A 16,541-nucleotide genomic window follows, 5' to 3' on the forward strand; every position below is an offset into this window, starting at 1 on the left:
TCGATAGACGTCAGCTTGCTTCGGACAACCTTACCGGGCAGCAGGTTGCAGCTCTGACCTGGTCACCGACGTTCTGTGATCCGTCGCACACGGCACGTCGCCGGTGGTCGTCCGCGACGACCTAGGATTCCACGGGTGGCCACCCCTACCGACGTCGACGATCCGGGCCGTCGTCCCGACCCCGACCCGGGCACGGGTGGAGTCGACGGCCGGCCGATCTCTCCGGGCGGCTCGACGCCGGCCCGACGCTCCGCCGACCCGGGACCCCCGTTCGCCGACTGGGTCCGCCGGTATCGCTGGTGCCTCGACGCCCTCGTCGTCTATCTGGTCATCCGCGCGATCGGAATCCTCACGCTCGCACGGTTCGCGGACCTGCGCGACATCACGCTCGGCAAGGCGCTCACCGTGTGGGACGGGCAGTGGATGCTGGCGATCGCCACCCACGGATACGACGGGGTGCCGGCGAGCCTGACCGATGCGCGCGGAATCCACACCGCCGACACCGCATATGCCTTCTTCCCCGGGTACCCGTACCTGGTCGGGTTCCTGGCGAAGCTGCCCGGTGTGACGCCGTTCGGTGCGGCGCTGACCCTCAATCTCGTTCTCGGATGCATCGCCGCGGTCGGCGCGGCCCGGCTCGGCATGGTGTGCGCGCGGCTGATGTCCCGTCGCTCCCCCATCGGCCCCGCCCCCGAGCGCGCCACCGGACTGCTCCTGGTGGTGCTCTTCGCGGCGACCCCGATGTCGATCGTGCTCAACATGGCCTACACCGAGGCGATGTTCTGTGCCCTCGCGACGTGGGCACTCATCGGAATCCTCGAGAAACGCTGGCTTCTGGCCGGGGTGATGGCCGGCCTCTGCGGATTCTGCCGGCCGACCGCCGCGGTCGTCATCGGCGTGGTGGTCCTCGCCGCGCTGGTGTTCCTGTGGACCGGCCGCAGCTCCGCCGAGGTCACCGGCGCGGACCGAGCGCGTGCCGTCGCTGCGATCGTCCTCAGTCCGCTGGGATACCTCACCTATCTGGGCGTCGTCTGGGCCCACACCGGTTCGCCGACGGGATGGTTCCGCATCCAGACCGAGGGCTGGGACACCGAGTTCGACTGGGGTGTGGCCGCATTCAACTTCGTCAACGAACAGCTGGTCAATTCCGCCGAGGTGGCCCCGACCGCGACGTCGTGGATCGTCCTGAGCACACTGGTGATGCTCGGTGTGGCGGTCTGGGCGCGGCTGCCGTGGCCGGTGTTGCTGTTCGGTTCGCTGCTCGTCGCCCAGATCGTGCTGTCGAGCGGCCTGATGATGAGCAGACCGCGACTCCTGTTGCCCGCCTTCGTCCTTCTCATCCCGCTCGCGATGGCTCTCGCCCGGGCGCGGCCGGTGATCGCCGGCCTCGTCGTCGTTCCGATCGTCGTCGGCAGTTCGTGGTTCGGCGCGCACATGCTGACGGTGTTCCCGCACGCGATGTGACCGCGGTTCCGGCGGCTCAGTGCGCGGAGGCCTCGAAACCCGCACAGAGATAACCGATCCCGGCGTCGAGCCGGGCGCGCGGGTCCAACAGGTGTGCGGCGTCGGGGCGTCCGGCGAGACGGGCGAGGTGTTCGGGCACCGCGGCGTCGGACCGTCCGGCGATCACGTCGGAGAGCCGGACCGACGACGCCTCGGAGTCGCCTTGGACCTGATCGTCGATCAGCTTGTCGCCGACGGCCATCAGCGCGACGCCGTGGACGAAGCTCCACACCGTCAGCGCCATGTCGGTGGCACGTTCGATGCCGACACCGAGTTCCAGGAAACCCGCGGACAGCCAGTCGAGACATTCCAGCGAGGCCTCGCCGTAACTGAGCCGAGGTGACGAATAGGCCAGCACCACCCAGGGGTGACGCCGGTACAGCTCCCAGTCGACGTCGACGGCGATCCGGACCCGCTCCTGCCACGACGGCGCGTCCTCGTAGGGGTAGGGATAGCGCTGCGTGACCTCTTCTGACATCGCCAGCAGGAGGGCCTCCTTATCGGCGACGTGCCGGTAGAGCGACATCGCCCCGACCCCGAGCTCGTCGGCGACCCGCCGCATCGAGAGACCGTTCAGTCCCCGGGCGTCGGCGATCCCGATCGCGGCGTCGACGATGACCGCCGGCGACAACTTGGTCGTGCCAGATGTCACCTGCTCGCCCCTCCTGGTCCTCCGCGGGAATAAACGGATTGCGTACAGCGTACTCACCTGGCGTACGCTTGCCCGCGTACACCGTACGCGCCCTCGCTGGACGAGCAGATGAGGACCGCTGCGACGAACCTTGTCGAAACCCCATCTGCGAAACCATCGAGGAGCACATCGTGTCCACCCGCCTCGGCCCGTCGGATCGGCAACTTCCGGGTACCGCCGACCGACGAACCTGGCTGGGACTCGCGGTGCTCACGCTGCCCGTGTTCCTGGTGTCGATGGACGTCTCCGTCCTCTATCTCGCGATCCCCTCGATCACCGACGCGCTCGCGCCGTCGGCGGCCCAGCAACTGTGGATCCTGGACATCTACGGCTTCCTGATCGCCGGCCTGCTGATCACGATGGGCAATCTCGGCGACCGCATCGGACGGCGTCGCATCCTGCTCGCCGGAGCCGCGGTGTTCGGCGCGGCGTCGATCCTCGCCGCCTTCGCACCCACGGCCGGAATCCTCATCGCCGCTCGCGCCCTGATGGGTGTCGGCGGGGCGACGCTGATGCCGTCGAGCCTGTCGCTGATCGCCAACATGTTCTCCGACGACCGGGAGCGCGGCCGCGCCATCGGCGTCTGGACGGCAGCCTTCGCCGGTGGCGCCGCGGTCGGCCCGGTCATCGGCGGCGTGCTGCTGCACCACTTCTGGTGGGGCTCGGCCTTCCTCATCAACGTGCCGGTGCTGGCCGCCCTCCTCATCCTCGGCCCCCGACTCATCCCCGAGTACAAGGCACCCTCGACCGCACGGTTCGACGTGCTCGGCGTCGTGCTGTCGATGGCCGGCATCCTGCCCGTCGTCTACGCGGTGAAGACCATCGCGAGCGACGGCGCCGACGCGGGCGTCATCGTCATCGGGCTCGCCGGCCTGGCACTGCTCGCCGGCTTCGTGGTCCAGCAACGCAACTCCGCGGCACCACTTCTCGACCTCAAGCTGTTCCGGAACGCCCACTACGTCGGCGCGATCTCGGTGGCGCTCGTCGGCATGATGGCCCTCGGCGGGATGTCCTATCTGACCGGTGTCTACCTGCAGTCGGTGATGGGGCATGACGTCCTTGCCGCGGCGGTGGCCGGACTCCCGATGGCGGTCGCGGTGGCGGTGTTCTCGATCGGCGCCTCCCGGATCGCTACGGTGGTCGGCACCCGCGCGGCGTTCCTCGGGTCGATCGTGCTGGCGGCGGCCGGCAACTTCGGTTTGCTCGCGCTGACCACGTCGTCGCCGATCTGGGTGTACCTCGTCTTCACGTTCATCGCCGGTATCGGTTACGGCATCCAGTTCAGCCTGGTGTCGGTCGTCGTCGTGGGCGCGGTCCCACCGGAGCGGTCGGGCTCGGCGTCGGGGATCTCGGAAACAAGCTTCGAACTCGGCAACGCGCTCGGACTCGCCCTGTTCGGTTCGCTTGCCACGCTGGTGTTCCGCGGACATCGCGACGGCTGGTCGTTCGGCGACACACTCGGTGAGACGCTCCATCGCGCCCTCGAGATGGGTACGCCGGGCGACGGACTCGCGACCGCGGCCCGCCAGGCCTACGTCGACGGCATGCACGCGGCGTCGCTCGCGATCGGGATCTCGATGACCGTTCTCGGCATCGGGGTGTTCTTCGCGATGCGCAAGCCGCTGACGCCGTGGACTGCCGATGCCCGGACCGTGACCGACGAACCGCAGGAGGGTTCGCCGCTACCCTCGACCAAGTGCATGAACTGATCGAAGGACGATGGAGCGCGCGGGGTTACGACCCCGCCGCCACCATCTCCGTCGCGAACCTCACGACCATCGTCGACGCCGGGCGGTGGGCACCCACCTGGGGGCGCATGCAGCCGGTCCGGTTTGTCGTCGGCCGACGCGGAGACGCCACCTTCGACGCCCTCACCGGCGTCCTGACCCGGGGGAACTCGGGCTGGGCACCGCGGGCGGCCGCGTTGGTGCTGGTGTGCACCACGGATCGTCCCGACGACCCGAAGGAACACACATACGCGGCGGTCGACGTTGGTCTCGCCGTATCGCAGATGATCCTGCAGGCCGAGGCACTCGGCTTCAACGGCCACCCGATGGCCGGCTTCGACGCCGCCGCCGCGACCGCGGCCTTCGACATCCCCGCCGACAAGCGGCCTCTCGTACTCCTGGGGATCGGCGCACTCGTCGAGGACACCGCGTCGTTGCCCGAGGACATCCGCGACCGCGACGAGCGCCCGCGGACCCGCCTGACGCTCGACGAGGTCGCGTTCGCCGGACGGTGGGGACGGCCCGCGTTCACCGCGCCCGACGCGTGAAACGTCCCCGCCGCGATCGATGATCGCGACGGGGACGTCCTTGTTCTCATGCGGCCGTGTGCCGATTCGGCGTCAGGGACTTCAGCCGACGAGCTCGGGTTCCTGTTCGGTCTGCTCGGCCTCGGCGCGCATGGCCTTGTCCTTGGTCTCCACGATCAGGATCGTGCAGACCACACTGATCGCGGACAGGCCGGCGAGCAGGACACCCACCCAGATCGCACCGGGTCCGGCGATCAGCGGGGCGGCGATCAGCGGCGGGATTGCTCCGCCGAAGATCCCGGCGAGGTTGTAGCCCATGCCGGCACCGGTGTAGCGGTAGCGCGCCTCGAACAGTTCGGGGAGCAGCGCACCCGCCGGGCCGTAGGCGATGCCGAAGATCAGCAGGGTTCCGATCAGGCCGACGACGAAGGCGAAGCCGCCGCCGATCTCGAGGATCGGGAACAGGACCAGCGCCCACGGGATGGCGATGATGCACGAGGTCAGGATGACCCGACGTCGACCGACCCGGTCGGACCACATCGCCGACGCCGCGGTCGACAGGCCGAAGACGATCGCGGCGATCATGCCCGCGCTCAGCACGAACGTGCGGGACAGGTCGAGGCTCTTGGTGCCGTAGTTCGTGAGGAAGGCCGTGCCCATGTAGAAGAGGGAGAACAGGCTCGCCAGCGCACCGCCGGCGATGAGGATCTCTTTCCACTGGTATCGGAAGGCATCCATGAAGGGCAGTGCGGGCCCGTCTGCGGCCTCGGACTGAAGTGCCTTGCGGCGCTGGACTTCCTGGAAGACCGGGGTCTCCGCGACGGCGAGCCGCACCCAGAGGCCGACTGCGACGAGAGCGAACGACAGGATGAAGGGGATACGCCAGCCGTAGTCGAGGAAGGCCGAGCTCGTCTCGCCGAGGGTCAGCGTGGCGATGAGGAACGTCAAACTCGACAGGAAGAATGCGAACGCCGGTCCGAGCTGCGGGAACATCGCGTACAGACCACGTTTTCCGGGAGGTGCGTATTCGGCCGTGAGCAGCGTCGCGCCGGCCCATTCACCGCCCACCGCGAAGCCCTGCAGGAATCGCAGTACGACAAGGGCGATGGGAGCCGCGATCCCGATGCCCGATTCGGCGATGCCGAAGACTCCGGTCTCGTACCCCGGGAGGAGTCCGATCGCCACGGTCGCGATGCCCATGATCAGCAGCGTCCACACGAGCGTCCGCTTGCGGCCGATCCGGTCACCGAAGTGCCCGAACAGCATGGCGCCGACCGGGCGTGCGAAGAACGCCACGGCGAAGGTCGCGAAGGATGCGATCGTGCCGGTCACTTCGTCGGCTGCCGGGAAGAACACCGTCGGGAAGACCAGCGCGGCCGCGGTTCCGTAGATGAAGAAGTCGTAGAACTCGATGGTCGTGCCGATCGAGCTGGCGGCCGCGACGCGTCGAAGGCTGGTGGGCTTCGCGTCCGGCGGAGTCTGGGGAGCCGGCGGTAAGTCAGCGCGAGGCGGATCGGCGGGGATCGTGGTCACTGGCGTCGTCCTTCTGTGCAGGCGGCCGCGTCGTGGTTGAGCGGCGCTGTCGAAGACCGGGCACGAAGCCCGTACACCCTCCAGGACCGAGAATGAGTTCGATCACTCAGCGTCCCAGGTGAGATGCATGTCATAGATTCGCCGTGGCCGCCCCCGCGCGGCACCCCCCGAAGAGGGGGCGCGGAGGGGTCAGTTCACGATGGCTGTCGCCTCGATCTCGACCAGCACCTCCGGTTCGTACAGCGCCTGCACTCCGATCAGCGTGGCCGGCGGCATCGGCGTGGGCAGTCCCACTTCGTCGGCCACGGCTTCGATCCCGGCCATGAAGTCGCCGATCTTCGCCGGTTCCCAGTCGGTCACGTACACGGTCAGACGTACGACGTCGCCGAAATCCGCGCCTGCGCCGCGCAATCCGCGGGCGACGTTCCGCAGCGCCTGGGCGACCTGTCCGGCGAGGTCGGCCGGGATCGGCGATCCGTCACCGGTGTGAGCCACCTGTCCGGCGAGGTACACGTGTCGGGTGCCGGTTCCCACCGCAACGTGGTGGTACGGGGCGTTCGGCAGCATGCCTTCGGGGCTGGAGAGCGTGACGGACATGTGTTCCTCCTGGTCTTTGTAGGTATCGCTTGTATACTTGGTTCCGTTCGGTTACTTCAACGAAACCAGGTCTCATGCCCGATACCCCTGCAGCCGCACCGCCCTCGCCGAGAGGCGAACACGAACTGAGGATCGACGCCGCGTCCCGGGAGTTGCTGGGTCAGGTCCTGGACAAGTGGTCCCTGAGCGTGCTGAACGAACTGTGCGAGGCGCCGTCTCGGTTCAACGAACTGCGCCGCGCCATCCCGGCGGTGTCGCAGAAGTCGCTCACCAGCACGCTGCGCCGCCTCGAGCGAAACGGCATCATCGAACGCCGCATGCTCAGCACACGACCGGTCTCCGTCGAGTACCGGATCACGCCGTTGGGCAAGACCGTTCGCGAACCGATCGACGGACTCCTGGAGTGGGCGTCGACGCATCTGCCGGCCATCGACGCCGCGCGCGAGAGGTTCGACGACGAGGTCCTCGGCCCCGACGAGGACCGCTGACGCGGGCCCCGCCTGCCACCGACCGACGGACCAGGAATAGGCTTCCACCTGCACCTTTGGTCTCGATAGCACTGAGGAGTACAGTCGAGCGCATGCAGCGCGCACTCCTTCTCGGTTGCCGCGGCGGGGTCTGACACGACCGGCCCTCCGTCGCGGGGCCCAATCACGCGCCGGTCACTTTCCTTCCAGACACGGAGAATGACCACTCATGGCACCAGCAGACACCTTCACCTCCGGCGCCAGCCGAATCGTCGAGCCGAACGGCCCGATTCCCGCCGACCAGCCCGTATGGAATCCGCAGCGCAACTCCGCGATGCCGGTTCACCGCTACCGTCAGTTCGCCGACGAGGTCGAGACGATCTCGCTGCCCGACCGCACCTGGCCCGACAAGGTCATCACCAAGGCCCCCCTGTGGTGTGCGGTCGACCTGCGTGACGGCAACCAGGCACTGATCGATCCGATGAGCCCGGCGCGCAAGCGTCGCATGTTCGACCTGCTGGTCCGCATGGGCTACAAGGAGATCGAGGTCGGCTTCCCGTCGGCGAGCCAGACCGACTACGACTTCGTCCGCGAGATCATCGAGGACAACGCGATCCCCGACGACGTCACCATCCAGGTCCTGACGCAGTGTCGCGAGGAACTGATCGAGCGCACCTTCGAGGCCTGCCGCGGTGCCGCGAACGTGATCGTGCACTTCTACAACTCCACCTCGGTGCTGCAGCGCCGGGTGGTCTTCCGTGCCGACAAGCCGGCCATCGTCAAGATCGCCACCGACGCCGCCCACAAGGTGCTCGAGGTGGAGAAGAACTACCCCGACACCAACTGGCGCTACGAGTACTCGCCGGAGTCCTACACGGGCACCGAGCTGAGCTTCGCCAAGGAGGTCGTCGACGCGGTCACCGAGATCATCGCTCCCACCCCCGAGAAGCCGATGATCGTCAACCTGCCCGCGACCGTCGAGATGGCCACGCCGAACGTCTACGCGGACTCGATCGAGTGGATGCACCGCAACCTGGCCCGCCGCGACTCGATCATCCTGAGCCTGCACCCGCACAACGACCGCGGAACCGGTGTCGCCGCAGCCGAACTGGGCTTCCAGGCCGGTGCCGACCGCATCGAGGGCTGTCTGTTCGGCAACGGTGAGCGCACCGGCAATGTCTGCCTGGTGACCCTGGGCATGAACATGTTCAGCCGCGGCGTCGACCCGCAGATCAGCTTCTCCGACATCGACGAGATCCGTCGCACCGTCGAGTACTGCAACCAGCTGAACGTCCCCGAGCGTCACCCGTACGGCGGCGACCTGGTCTTCACCGCCTTCTCCGGCAGCCATCAGGACGCCATCAACAAGGGCCTGGACCAGATGAAGTACGACGCCGACGACGCCGACTCCGACGTCGACGACATCGTCTGGGCCGTACCGTATCTGCCGATCGACCCGAAGGACGTCGGCCGCAGCTACGAGGCCGTCATCCGCGTGAACAGCCAGTCCGGCAAGGGCGGCGTCGCCTACATCATGAAGGCCGACCACGGCATGAACCTGCCGCGTCGTCTGCAGATCGAGTTCAGCCGCGAGATCCAGAAGATCACCGACGGCGAGGGCGGCGAGGTCAATCCCAAGGAGATGTGGGATGTGTTCGCCCAGAACTACCTGCACCCGGTCTGGCCGCTGGAGCGCATCCGCCAGAAGGTCGACGCGGCCGAGGTCGACGGCGGCGAGGACCACATCACCGCCGTGGTGAAGATCGAGGGCAACGAGCGGGAGATCACCGGCTCGGGCAACGGTCCGCTGGCCGCCTTCGTCGACGCCCTGGGCACCGTCGGCTACGACGTCCGCGTCCTGGACTACAGCGAGCACGCCCTGACCGCGGGCGGCGACGCCAGCGCGGCGGCGTACGTGGAGACCGAGGTCAACGGCGAGACCGTTTGGGGTGTCGGCGTGGCGTCGTCGATCACCACCGCAAGCCTGCGTGCCGTGGTCTCCGCGGTCAACCGCGCCTACCGCGTCGCCTCGACCCCCGCCGCCGAGGACGAAGCCGCACCGCGCACCTGGGCTCCGTAGAGACCCTCGCGTAGCCGAGAACCGAGTACATCGCCGGCCGCTGGGCCGGGACCACGTCGACGGGTGATCCTCGTCCGGGGTCCCGGCCCTTTGCGCATCTCCATGCCGACGGACCGTCGAAGACGGCACAACGCCGATATCACTCGCTTCAGAATTTTGTATACGGTTGCGACATGGTAGCCACGACAACCCGCGAGTTGTATCTGGAGACCGGCCTCGCCGTACTCGCCGATTCCGGATACAGCGCGTTGAAGCTGTCCGAGGTGTGCAATCGACTCGGGGTCACCAGCGGCTCGTTTTATCACTTCTTCAAGAACTGGTCGGACTACACCACCCAGCTGATCGACCACTGGCTCGACTCGCGCACCCAGGTGGAGGTCGCGGCCGTCCAGGCCGAACCCGATCCGTTGCGCCGGATGATCGAGCTCATCGAGTTCGCGGTGTCCCTCCCCCACGACGCGGAGGCCGCGATCCGCACGTGGGCGGCGATGGATCCGGACGTCCGCAAGGTGCAGGAGGCTGCCGACCGCGCGCGCTACGACGTCGTGTTCGACCTCGTCATGGAACTACTCGACGATCGGGTCGCCGCTCATCGGTACTCGAGCTGGGCCAACTTCGTCCTCACCGGATACGAACAGACCACCCTCCCCGAGGACCGTGAGGCCCTCCGGTGGGCGGCGCAGCAGTTCATCGATTCGCTGGCGGGTGCGGCCCGGCAACGGCGTGACGGCCAGATCGTGACAACGGATGGGCGCCCCCAGGCACCGGTGGTTGCCCGCGACTGACCTGCCGGGACCGGCGCCCCATGCCCCTCGTGCGGGAACAAAACGGACCGTGGTTTCATTTACCGATCATGAAGAAGATCGGTTTCCTGTCGTTCGGTCACTGGTCGGAGTCGCCCGGATCGCAGGTCCGCACGGCCGCCGACACATTGCTGCAGTCGATCGACCTCGCCGTGGCGGCCGAGGAACTGGGCGCCGACGGCGCGTACTTCCGGGTGCATCACTTCGCGCGCCAGTTGGCGTCGCCGTTTCCGTTGCTGTCGGCGGTCGGCGCCAAGACCAGCCGGATCGAGATCGGCACCGGCGTCATCGACATGCGCTACCGCATCTCGTGGTTGCAACGCCCGTTCACGTAAGCTTGGTTGCATGGTCGAACTGGTAGCGCTGAGGAAGACGAACGAGGTGGCCGCGTACGTCCGCGCCTCCATGGACCGCAAGGGCGACCGCTGGACGGTCGATACGCAGCTGAGGAAGATCAGGGCGCTGGCCGAGGCCAAGGACTGGAACGTCGTCGAGGTCTACGAGGACAACGCGGTGTCGGCGACGAAGAAGCGCCGCGCTGGCACCCGGTGGGCCGAGATGCTGGACGACGCCCGCGCGGGCCGGTTCTCGATGGTGGTCGCCGTGGACATGGACCGGCTCCTGCGCAGCACGAAGGACCTGAACACGCTGATCGACCTCGGTCTGCGCGTCGTCACCGTGGACGGCGAGATCGATCTCTCGACGGCGGACGGCGAGTTCCGGGCGACGATGCTCGCCGCTCTCGCCCGGTTCGAGGCGCGTCGCAAGGCCGAGCGACAGATCAGGTCGAACGAGCGCCGACGTGCCGAGGGCATCCCCACGTCCGCCTGGAAGGCGTTCGGATGGTCGAGGGAGGGTGAGCTGATCGAGGAAGAGGCCGACGCGGTTCGGCGGGCCTTCGACGCGTTCCTCGGCGAGCCGTCGCTGTCGATCCGGCGCATCCGCGAGGACCTGAACAGCGCTGGTCACCTCACCGCCCGCGGCTCGGAATTCTCCGTCGATGCCGTGCGCTACCTGCTCGCGAACCCGCTTTACTGTGGCTACATCAAGCACTACGCATCCGGCGAGCTGTACCCGGTGCAGGGCGAGGCGTTCCCGCCCATCGTCAGCGAGCAGACGTGGCGGACCGCGGTGGCGAAGCTGGAGGACAACGTGCGGAGGTCGGCCAGGCAGGGCAACCAGCCGAAATACCTCCTGTCGACGATCGGGCTGTGCGGGAAGTGCGGTGCGACGCTCGTCTCGGGGACGAACAGCCGCAAGCAGCCGACGTATCGCTGCGGCGAGCAGTTCCACCTCACCCGCCAACGCGAGCCCGTCGATGCGATGGTCACCGAGGCAGTGCTCACCCGCCTGTCGTCGGTGGACGTGCACGACCTCGTGATGCCGCAGGAGGACGACGGGCCGGACCGCGAGGAGCTGCTGACCGAGCGGAACGCCCTGGTCGAGCGCGTAAAGGAGCTGAGCCCGCTGCTGCGCGACATCCATCAGCCGGTCCTGGAGATCACCGCGGCGATCAACGACGTGAAGGTCCGCATCGACGAGATCGACGCGGAGCTGCTCGACCGCTCGGTATCCGTGGCGGCGAAGCTGCTGGCAGACGTGGAGGAGGCGGTCGGCACCGCGGAGCGTCGCGAGGTTGTCGAGTCGAAGTGGAAGGCGTTGGACATAGACCGCCGCCGGATGCTCGTGGACGAGCTGGTGACTGTGACCATCGAGCCCATCGCGCCCGGTCACGTGAAGTTCGACCCCGACCTCATTCGCATAGAGCCGCGTCGCGACTGACTCATGAGTCAACTCGTCATTGCAATGGTGAGTCGACTCGTGGGAGAGTGGTTGCAGACAAGAAGATCCCACCGGGGCCGCGACTTAGAAGCGCGGGGTTCTGCTCCCGGATGAGTAGCCGGTCAAACAGCCCAACTACCGTGGCGGGGAACCGGAAGATACTCATATCTGAGGACTTCCGATGTCTGTCGTTATCGACGTTCCCCGCGCATCCGCGCTTGACTGCCCTGCTCTCGATCAGGACTCGTCTCCCGTTCCGCATGCTGATGGGCTCGATCCCGTCATCGCCGCCGCCCGCGCCGCCGGTCGCCGAGCCGGTGAGCGCCTGGCTCTCACTCCGCTGACGCCGCGACAGCGCGCCGCCGTCGCCGCCGTGATGGGCGGTGGTCGCTGATGAGCGCGAACTCCGCCGCCTTCGATCACCTGACCAGCTTCCGCTGGCGACAGGGCGACCCGTCCCTCGCCGATGGCGAGGCCCAGCTCTACGACCTCGGCGTGCTCCGCTCCGTGCTGGAGGAGGCCGTCGAGATCGCCGTCGCCGACGCCCGCGCCGACGGGGTGACCTGGGCCAGGATCGGCGACGCCCTCGGCGTCACGCATCAGGCTGTCATCAAGCGCTACGGCCGGGGCGGTGGTCGCTGATGCACGCCGACGCACGCAACCTCAGCACCGCACCCGCCGACCTGACCCCGCCCGGAGGGCCTGGCCTGGCACCCGCCGAAGGCGGGCTGCCCATCGCCGTGATGACGGTCCGCAGCCGTGCTTCGCACTCCAAGAGTTTCGGGGGCCTCATTCGTTCCTACGGGCGCGGCAAGGGCTTGTCGATTGCCGCGCCTTGCAACAACGCGCCTGGTCAGAAGCCGATTCCGTCTTCGCTGCGTCGCGTCGCCTCGCGGGTTCATTTGAGGTCTCATTTGGGGGTCAATAGGGGGTCATTTAGGCGCCGCACCCCCTCTGCGGCCCTCCACGCCGCCTGCGACGGGGGTGGTCGCCGTGGCTAAGCAGGAGAACAACCCGACGATCATCGGGCTCACGCAGTACCTCGATCCGTCGTACTGGACCTGGGCTGCCGAGGACCCGAACGGGGCCGCGCTGCTCGAGCAGGGAGCCGGGGCGATCCTCGCCTACGTCGCGCAGCGGCTCGAGGCCATCGGCTGCGAGGTCATCGAGGCCTACGGAATCGTGCACGACAAGGATGAGCGCGAGGTCTGGAGCGACACGGAGAAGGCTCTGGTGGTCGAGCCGAAGCCCGATCACCTGCACGCGGTCATCAAGTTCGCCAGCCGTGCGAAGAGCGCGCCGCTGGATCGGCTCGCGTTCGGCATCGGCGTCGAGCCCCAGTACGTCGAGAAGCCGGGCCGCGGTCGGTACGCCTTCGACAACATGCTGTCGTACCTGACTCACGTGAAGTATGCGGACAAGCATCAGTACGCGCCGTCGGAGGTCGCCACGGTGCGCGGGCCGGACTACCTCGGGATCGACGCCCAGCGCCGGGAGACCTGGCTCAAGGGGCGCGCCCACGTGAAGAAGAAGGTCGTCGCGGAGAACTTCGAGGACATGCGGGAGCGGGTGCTGCAGGGCGAAATCACGCGGGATCAGATCATGCTCACGGACGAACTGTTCGACATCTACTCGCGGCATCAGCGGGAGATCGACGACGCGCTGTCGGCCTACGGCCAGCGCCGCGCGTACCGGGCGGCCGCGAAGCTGCGCGCCGGTGCCTTCTCGACGCACGTGGTGTTCGTCCACGGGGATGCCGGGATCGGCAAGACTCGGTTCGCAACGGATTTCATCACCGAGGCGATTAGCGCGGCCAATGCACATGGCGAGCGGTGGCAGGTCTACCGTGCCGCGACGGGGAACCCATTGGATGACTGGCGGGGCGAGGAGGTGCTGCTGCTGGACGATCTGCGGGCCTCGGCGATGGACGCGAACGATTGGCTGCTGCTGCTCGATCCGTATAACGCCTCGCCTGCGAAGGCTCGGTACAAGAACAAGGGCGAGGTGGCTCCGCGCCTCATCGTGATTACGGCGACGATCGAGCCGGTCGAGTTCTTCTACTACGCCCGCCAGAAGGGCAACGTGGACGAGGCGCTGGACCAGTTCATCCGCCGCCTGGCGTCGGTCGTGAAGGTGTACCGCACCGACGACATCAACCGCTACCTCGTGCAGCATCGGGAAGATCGAGCCCTACGAGTGGCACCAGTGCAGCATCCCGACCGCCGCGCACACGCCCGGCATGTACGGCAACGCGTACCACCAGAACGCCGGGTCGCGGGAACTGACGTACGGTCCGGAGACCTCGGCGGAACACGACGCGGACGGTGCGGTCGCGGAGCTGCTCAGCGGGCTCGCGGTGCGAAGTCCGGACGTGCCGCTGGCGCTGATCGAAGGTGCCGCATGAGCACCGATCAGCATTCGCTCTTCCAGGGGGTCGAGGGGGCCGGAGGCCCCTCGCAAGCAGGGCTGGAGGACACGAGCGTCAGCGATGTGTCCGACAGGCCTACTGCTTGCCACTCTGGCGTACAGGTGGAGCAGCAGACCGACTCCCAGGTGAACACCGGTCGGGCTGATGCGGAGCCTGTGCGTCAGAGTCACGGCGGCGCGAAGCGTCGTCGTGGGGGCCGCGCGAAGCTCGATACCGACTTCGGGGAGGAGACGCTCGCGGCGCTTCGCACTCGTGCGAAGCGGCTCGGGCTGGCTCCGAGCACGTGGGTGCGGACCGTCGTACGCGATGCCCTCCACGCCTCCCGCTCGGAGGAGTTGGACGCCGCCGTGGCGGCGCACCTGCTCGGGGTCGAGGCGCGTGTGCAGGCGTCGGCGGACGCTCGTGAGCTGGCTGCCCAGGTGCGCCCGCTGGCGATCAACGTCAACGACTTGGATCACCGCGCGCGCGCCGGTGAGGCGGTGGCGCTGTCGTCGGAGGTGCCCGAGCTGATCGAGCTGCTGCGCGAGGTCCGCGCCTTGCTCGGGGATCGGACGGCCGCATGAGCACCACCCACTACAGCCCGAGCACCAGCGCCGCCGACACCGAGCGCTATATCCGCGGGAAGGAGGACGAGCGGGGCGTCGCGATCACGTGCGAAGTGCCGGGAGGCCCTGGCGCATTCTCGGCGCGCGCACGGGCGCTCACGCAGAACACCACGCGCGAGGTCGAGGCGCTGCATTACCGGCAGTCTTTCAGCGACGAGGAGTTCGACCCGAAGAACCCGGAGCACGTGCAGCGGGTGAACGATCTCGGCTATCAGCTCGCGAAGAGGATGCACCCCGACTCGGACTGCCTCGTGGTCAGTCACGTGGATGGCCGGGGCAGAAAGCCGCATAACCACATCTTGGTCATCAATCACAGCAACCGGACCGGAAAGGCGCTCTCGGACTACCGGACGTTCCACGATCGCAAGGCCGGGAACCAGCGGGGCGTGCAGTCGGCGAACGACGAGCTGATGCGAGAGCACGGGCTCTCGGTCGTGAAGCGGCTGGAGCACGCGCCGAAGGACTGGGAGCTGCGCCGCGAGGACTTCGCGGAGGGCGGGCTCGACCGCGAGATGGGTGACCGGATGAGCGCCGCACTGGCCGACCCCCGCGTGGTGGACAAGGCCGGTCTCGAAGCGGTGATCGAGGAGCAGAACCAGCAGCTCGACGACGCCGGGGAACGTGTGCCGAGGATGCGGCTGCACAGCCCCGTCAGCAAGAAGGGCAAGCGCGCCGGGCAGGAGACCTGGACGCTCTACATCGAGGACCGCCGCGGCGAGTCCGGCCGCGCCGATCGCCGCAAACGCGCGAGCGCGCTCTCGGCGGACTTCACCCCGGAGGGCGCGCAGGCGTTCTTCGACTACCACCAGCAGCAGAAGGAGCAGGAACATGAGCGCAGCGCTCGACAGGCTGAAGCAGCAGAACGGGCCCGTGCAGTCGCCGCAGCCGCTCGGCAGTCCGGAGACGATGGAGCTGTTGACCTCGATCCTCGCCGCCGTCGAGGCGCAGAATACGAGGATTGCCACGCTGACCGAGCAGCAGAAGAAGCTCGCGGGGTTCGTGAAGGTCATGGACGAGGAGACGACGAGGCGGCTGGAGCGGATCACGACCCCGGCGTCGACCTCCTCGCCCTCCAGCGACGTGTCCGCGAGGATCGCGAGTATCGAGAGCAGGCAGAACGAGATCGCGAGCACGCTCGGCGAGTTCGCGCAGAGTCTCAACGGCGAGAGCTTGAACGCCGCGTCGCGAACCTTGGTCGCGGAGGCGCAGAAGAATCGCGCGGCTACGGCCTCGGCGATTGAGGGTCTGAAGGTGCAGGCCACAACGAACCAGAAGCTTGTGAGCCAGGTCGGCGGCGCGGTGCAGCGGATCGAGAAGCGTACTGAGGAGCGGGTCGAGAAGGCCGTCGAGCAGGTCGCCGGGGAGGCCTCGGCCACGATGACCGCGAACCTCGACGCCTCGAACGAGCGCGCCGAGCGGATGATGGCGGCGACGGCGAAGCTCGAAGCGCGTCAGCTCTGGTCGGCCGCCGCTGCGATGTGCCTCGCCCTGCTGCCGGTGGTCGTGGTCGTCGCCGGGCTCTGGATGGGCATCGCCGGTCTCATCACGGGCGCTCAGTGGGCGCTCGACGTGGACGGGCGCATCTGGCTCGGCATCGGGCGCTGGCTCGTGGTCTCCGTGGGTCTCGCCGGGGCCGGCTACGGGCTCTTCGCGTCCGTCCGCTCGGCCGCCGGTCTCGTGGAGACGTGGAAGGGTCGCGGGGTGCCGAAGTGGCCGAGGTGGCGATGATGGCTGGATCCGCTCGAGCTACCGGTTCCGATCAGCGGTCGAAGGATTTTCGCAGCAGCCGGTCCTGCGG

At 67.8% G+C, this 16,541-nt stretch carries 15 protein-coding genes and 1 pseudogene; 13 read left to right on the forward strand and 3 right to left on the reverse strand.

The features are described 5' to 3' along the window. Positions 1-135 precede the first annotated feature (135 nt). Entirely contained in the window at positions 136-1,464 is a 1,329-nt protein-coding gene (locus C5O27_RS02800) for a glycosyltransferase family protein (protein WP_127961860.1), read from the forward strand. Between the two features lie 16 nt (positions 1,465-1,480). On the opposite strand, the gene C5O27_RS02805 is transcribed toward C5O27_RS02800, so the two are convergent. Continuing rightward, the gene (locus C5O27_RS02805) at positions 1,481-2,155 is read right to left on the reverse strand and encodes a TetR/AcrR family transcriptional regulator (RefSeq protein ID WP_006358993.1); all 675 of its coding nucleotides are present in this window, start codon (positions 2,153-2,155) and stop codon (positions 1,481-1,483) included. Between the two features lie 170 nt (positions 2,156-2,325). Here C5O27_RS02805 and C5O27_RS02810 point away from each other — a divergent pair, with 170 nt between their 5' ends. Both C5O27_RS02810 and C5O27_RS02815 read left to right on the forward strand, forming a co-directional pair. Continuing rightward, positions 2,326-3,903 (forward strand): MFS transporter, encoded by a 1,578-nt coding sequence (locus C5O27_RS02810; RefSeq protein WP_006358992.1) that lies wholly within the window; start codon positions 2,326-2,328, stop codon positions 3,901-3,903. Next, positions 3,891-4,469, forward strand: a complete 579-nt coding sequence (locus C5O27_RS02815; RefSeq protein WP_006358991.1) for a nitroreductase family protein — start codon at positions 3,891-3,893, stop codon at positions 4,467-4,469. The genes C5O27_RS02810 and C5O27_RS02815 overlap by 13 nt, the downstream gene beginning before the upstream one ends. A gap of 81 nt (positions 4,470-4,550) precedes the next feature. Here C5O27_RS02815 and C5O27_RS02820 read toward each other — a convergent pair whose 3' ends face one another. Together C5O27_RS02820 and C5O27_RS02825 are read right to left on the reverse strand one after the other, a co-directional pair. After that, positions 4,551-5,981 carry an MFS transporter gene (locus C5O27_RS02820; RefSeq protein WP_127961861.1) on the reverse strand — a complete coding sequence of 477 codons (1,431 nt, stop codon included), beginning with the start codon at positions 5,979-5,981 and terminating at the stop codon, positions 4,551-4,553. A 189-nt stretch (positions 5,982-6,170) separates the two neighbouring features. Continuing rightward, entirely contained in the window at positions 6,171-6,578 is a 408-nt protein-coding gene (locus C5O27_RS02825) for a RidA family protein (protein ID WP_006358989.1), read from the reverse strand. A 74-nt stretch (positions 6,579-6,652) separates the two neighbouring features. Here C5O27_RS02825 and C5O27_RS02830 point away from each other — a divergent pair, with 74 nt between their 5' ends. The 10 genes and pseudogenes from C5O27_RS02830 to C5O27_RS02885 all read left to right on the forward strand — a co-directional run bounded on the left by C5O27_RS02830 (position 6,653) and on the right by C5O27_RS02885 (position 16,471). Continuing rightward, entirely contained in the window at positions 6,653-7,066 is a 414-nt protein-coding gene (locus tag C5O27_RS02830) for a winged helix-turn-helix transcriptional regulator (RefSeq protein WP_006358988.1), read from the forward strand. Between the two features lie 208 nt (positions 7,067-7,274). Then, complete coding sequence (gene leuA / locus C5O27_RS02835) at positions 7,275-9,125, forward strand: 2-isopropylmalate synthase (RefSeq protein ID WP_006358987.1); 1,851 nt, start codon at positions 7,275-7,277, stop codon at positions 9,123-9,125. A gap of 173 nt (positions 9,126-9,298) precedes the next feature. After that, the gene (locus C5O27_RS02840) at positions 9,299-9,910 is read left to right on the forward strand and encodes a TetR/AcrR family transcriptional regulator (protein ID WP_127961862.1); all 612 of its coding nucleotides are present in this window, start codon (positions 9,299-9,301) and stop codon (positions 9,908-9,910) included. Between the two features lie 68 nt (positions 9,911-9,978). Next, positions 9,979-10,230 (forward strand): annotated as a pseudogene (locus tag C5O27_RS02845) (LLM class flavin-dependent oxidoreductase); the annotation flags it as partial. Between the two features lie 43 nt (positions 10,231-10,273). After that, positions 10,274-11,710 (forward strand): recombinase family protein, encoded by a 1,437-nt coding sequence (locus C5O27_RS02850; RefSeq protein ID WP_006358979.1) that lies wholly within the window; start codon positions 10,274-10,276, stop codon positions 11,708-11,710. Between the two features lie 181 nt (positions 11,711-11,891). Then, positions 11,892-12,104: a hypothetical protein gene (locus tag C5O27_RS02855; protein ID WP_006215449.1), complete on the forward strand. Its 213-nt coding sequence runs from the start codon at positions 11,892-11,894 to the stop codon at positions 12,102-12,104. Then, positions 12,104-12,352, forward strand: a complete 249-nt coding sequence (locus C5O27_RS02860) for a hypothetical protein (RefSeq protein ID WP_006215448.1) — start codon at positions 12,104-12,106, stop codon at positions 12,350-12,352. Before C5O27_RS02855 ends, C5O27_RS02860 begins: the two co-directional genes overlap by 1 nt. Positions 12,353-12,703: 351 nt before the next feature. Continuing rightward, positions 12,704-14,701 (forward strand): Rep family protein, encoded by a 1,998-nt coding sequence (locus C5O27_RS02870; protein ID WP_244216581.1) that lies wholly within the window; start codon positions 12,704-12,706, stop codon positions 14,699-14,701. After that, entirely contained in the window at positions 14,698-15,984 is a 1,287-nt protein-coding gene (locus tag C5O27_RS02880) for a relaxase/mobilization nuclease domain-containing protein (protein WP_006215444.1), read from the forward strand. The genes C5O27_RS02870 and C5O27_RS02880 overlap by 4 nt, the downstream gene beginning before the upstream one ends. Before the next feature lie 10 nt (positions 15,985-15,994). Further along, on the forward strand, positions 15,995-16,471 hold the full coding sequence (locus tag C5O27_RS02885; protein WP_006215443.1) for a hypothetical protein: 477 nt from the start codon (positions 15,995-15,997) through the stop codon (positions 16,469-16,471). The last annotated feature ends 70 nt before the right edge of the window (positions 16,472-16,541 follow it).

This window comes from Gordonia alkanivorans, assembly GCF_004011905.1.
Lineage (GTDB): Bacteria > Actinomycetota > Actinomycetes > Mycobacteriales > Mycobacteriaceae > Gordonia > Gordonia alkanivorans.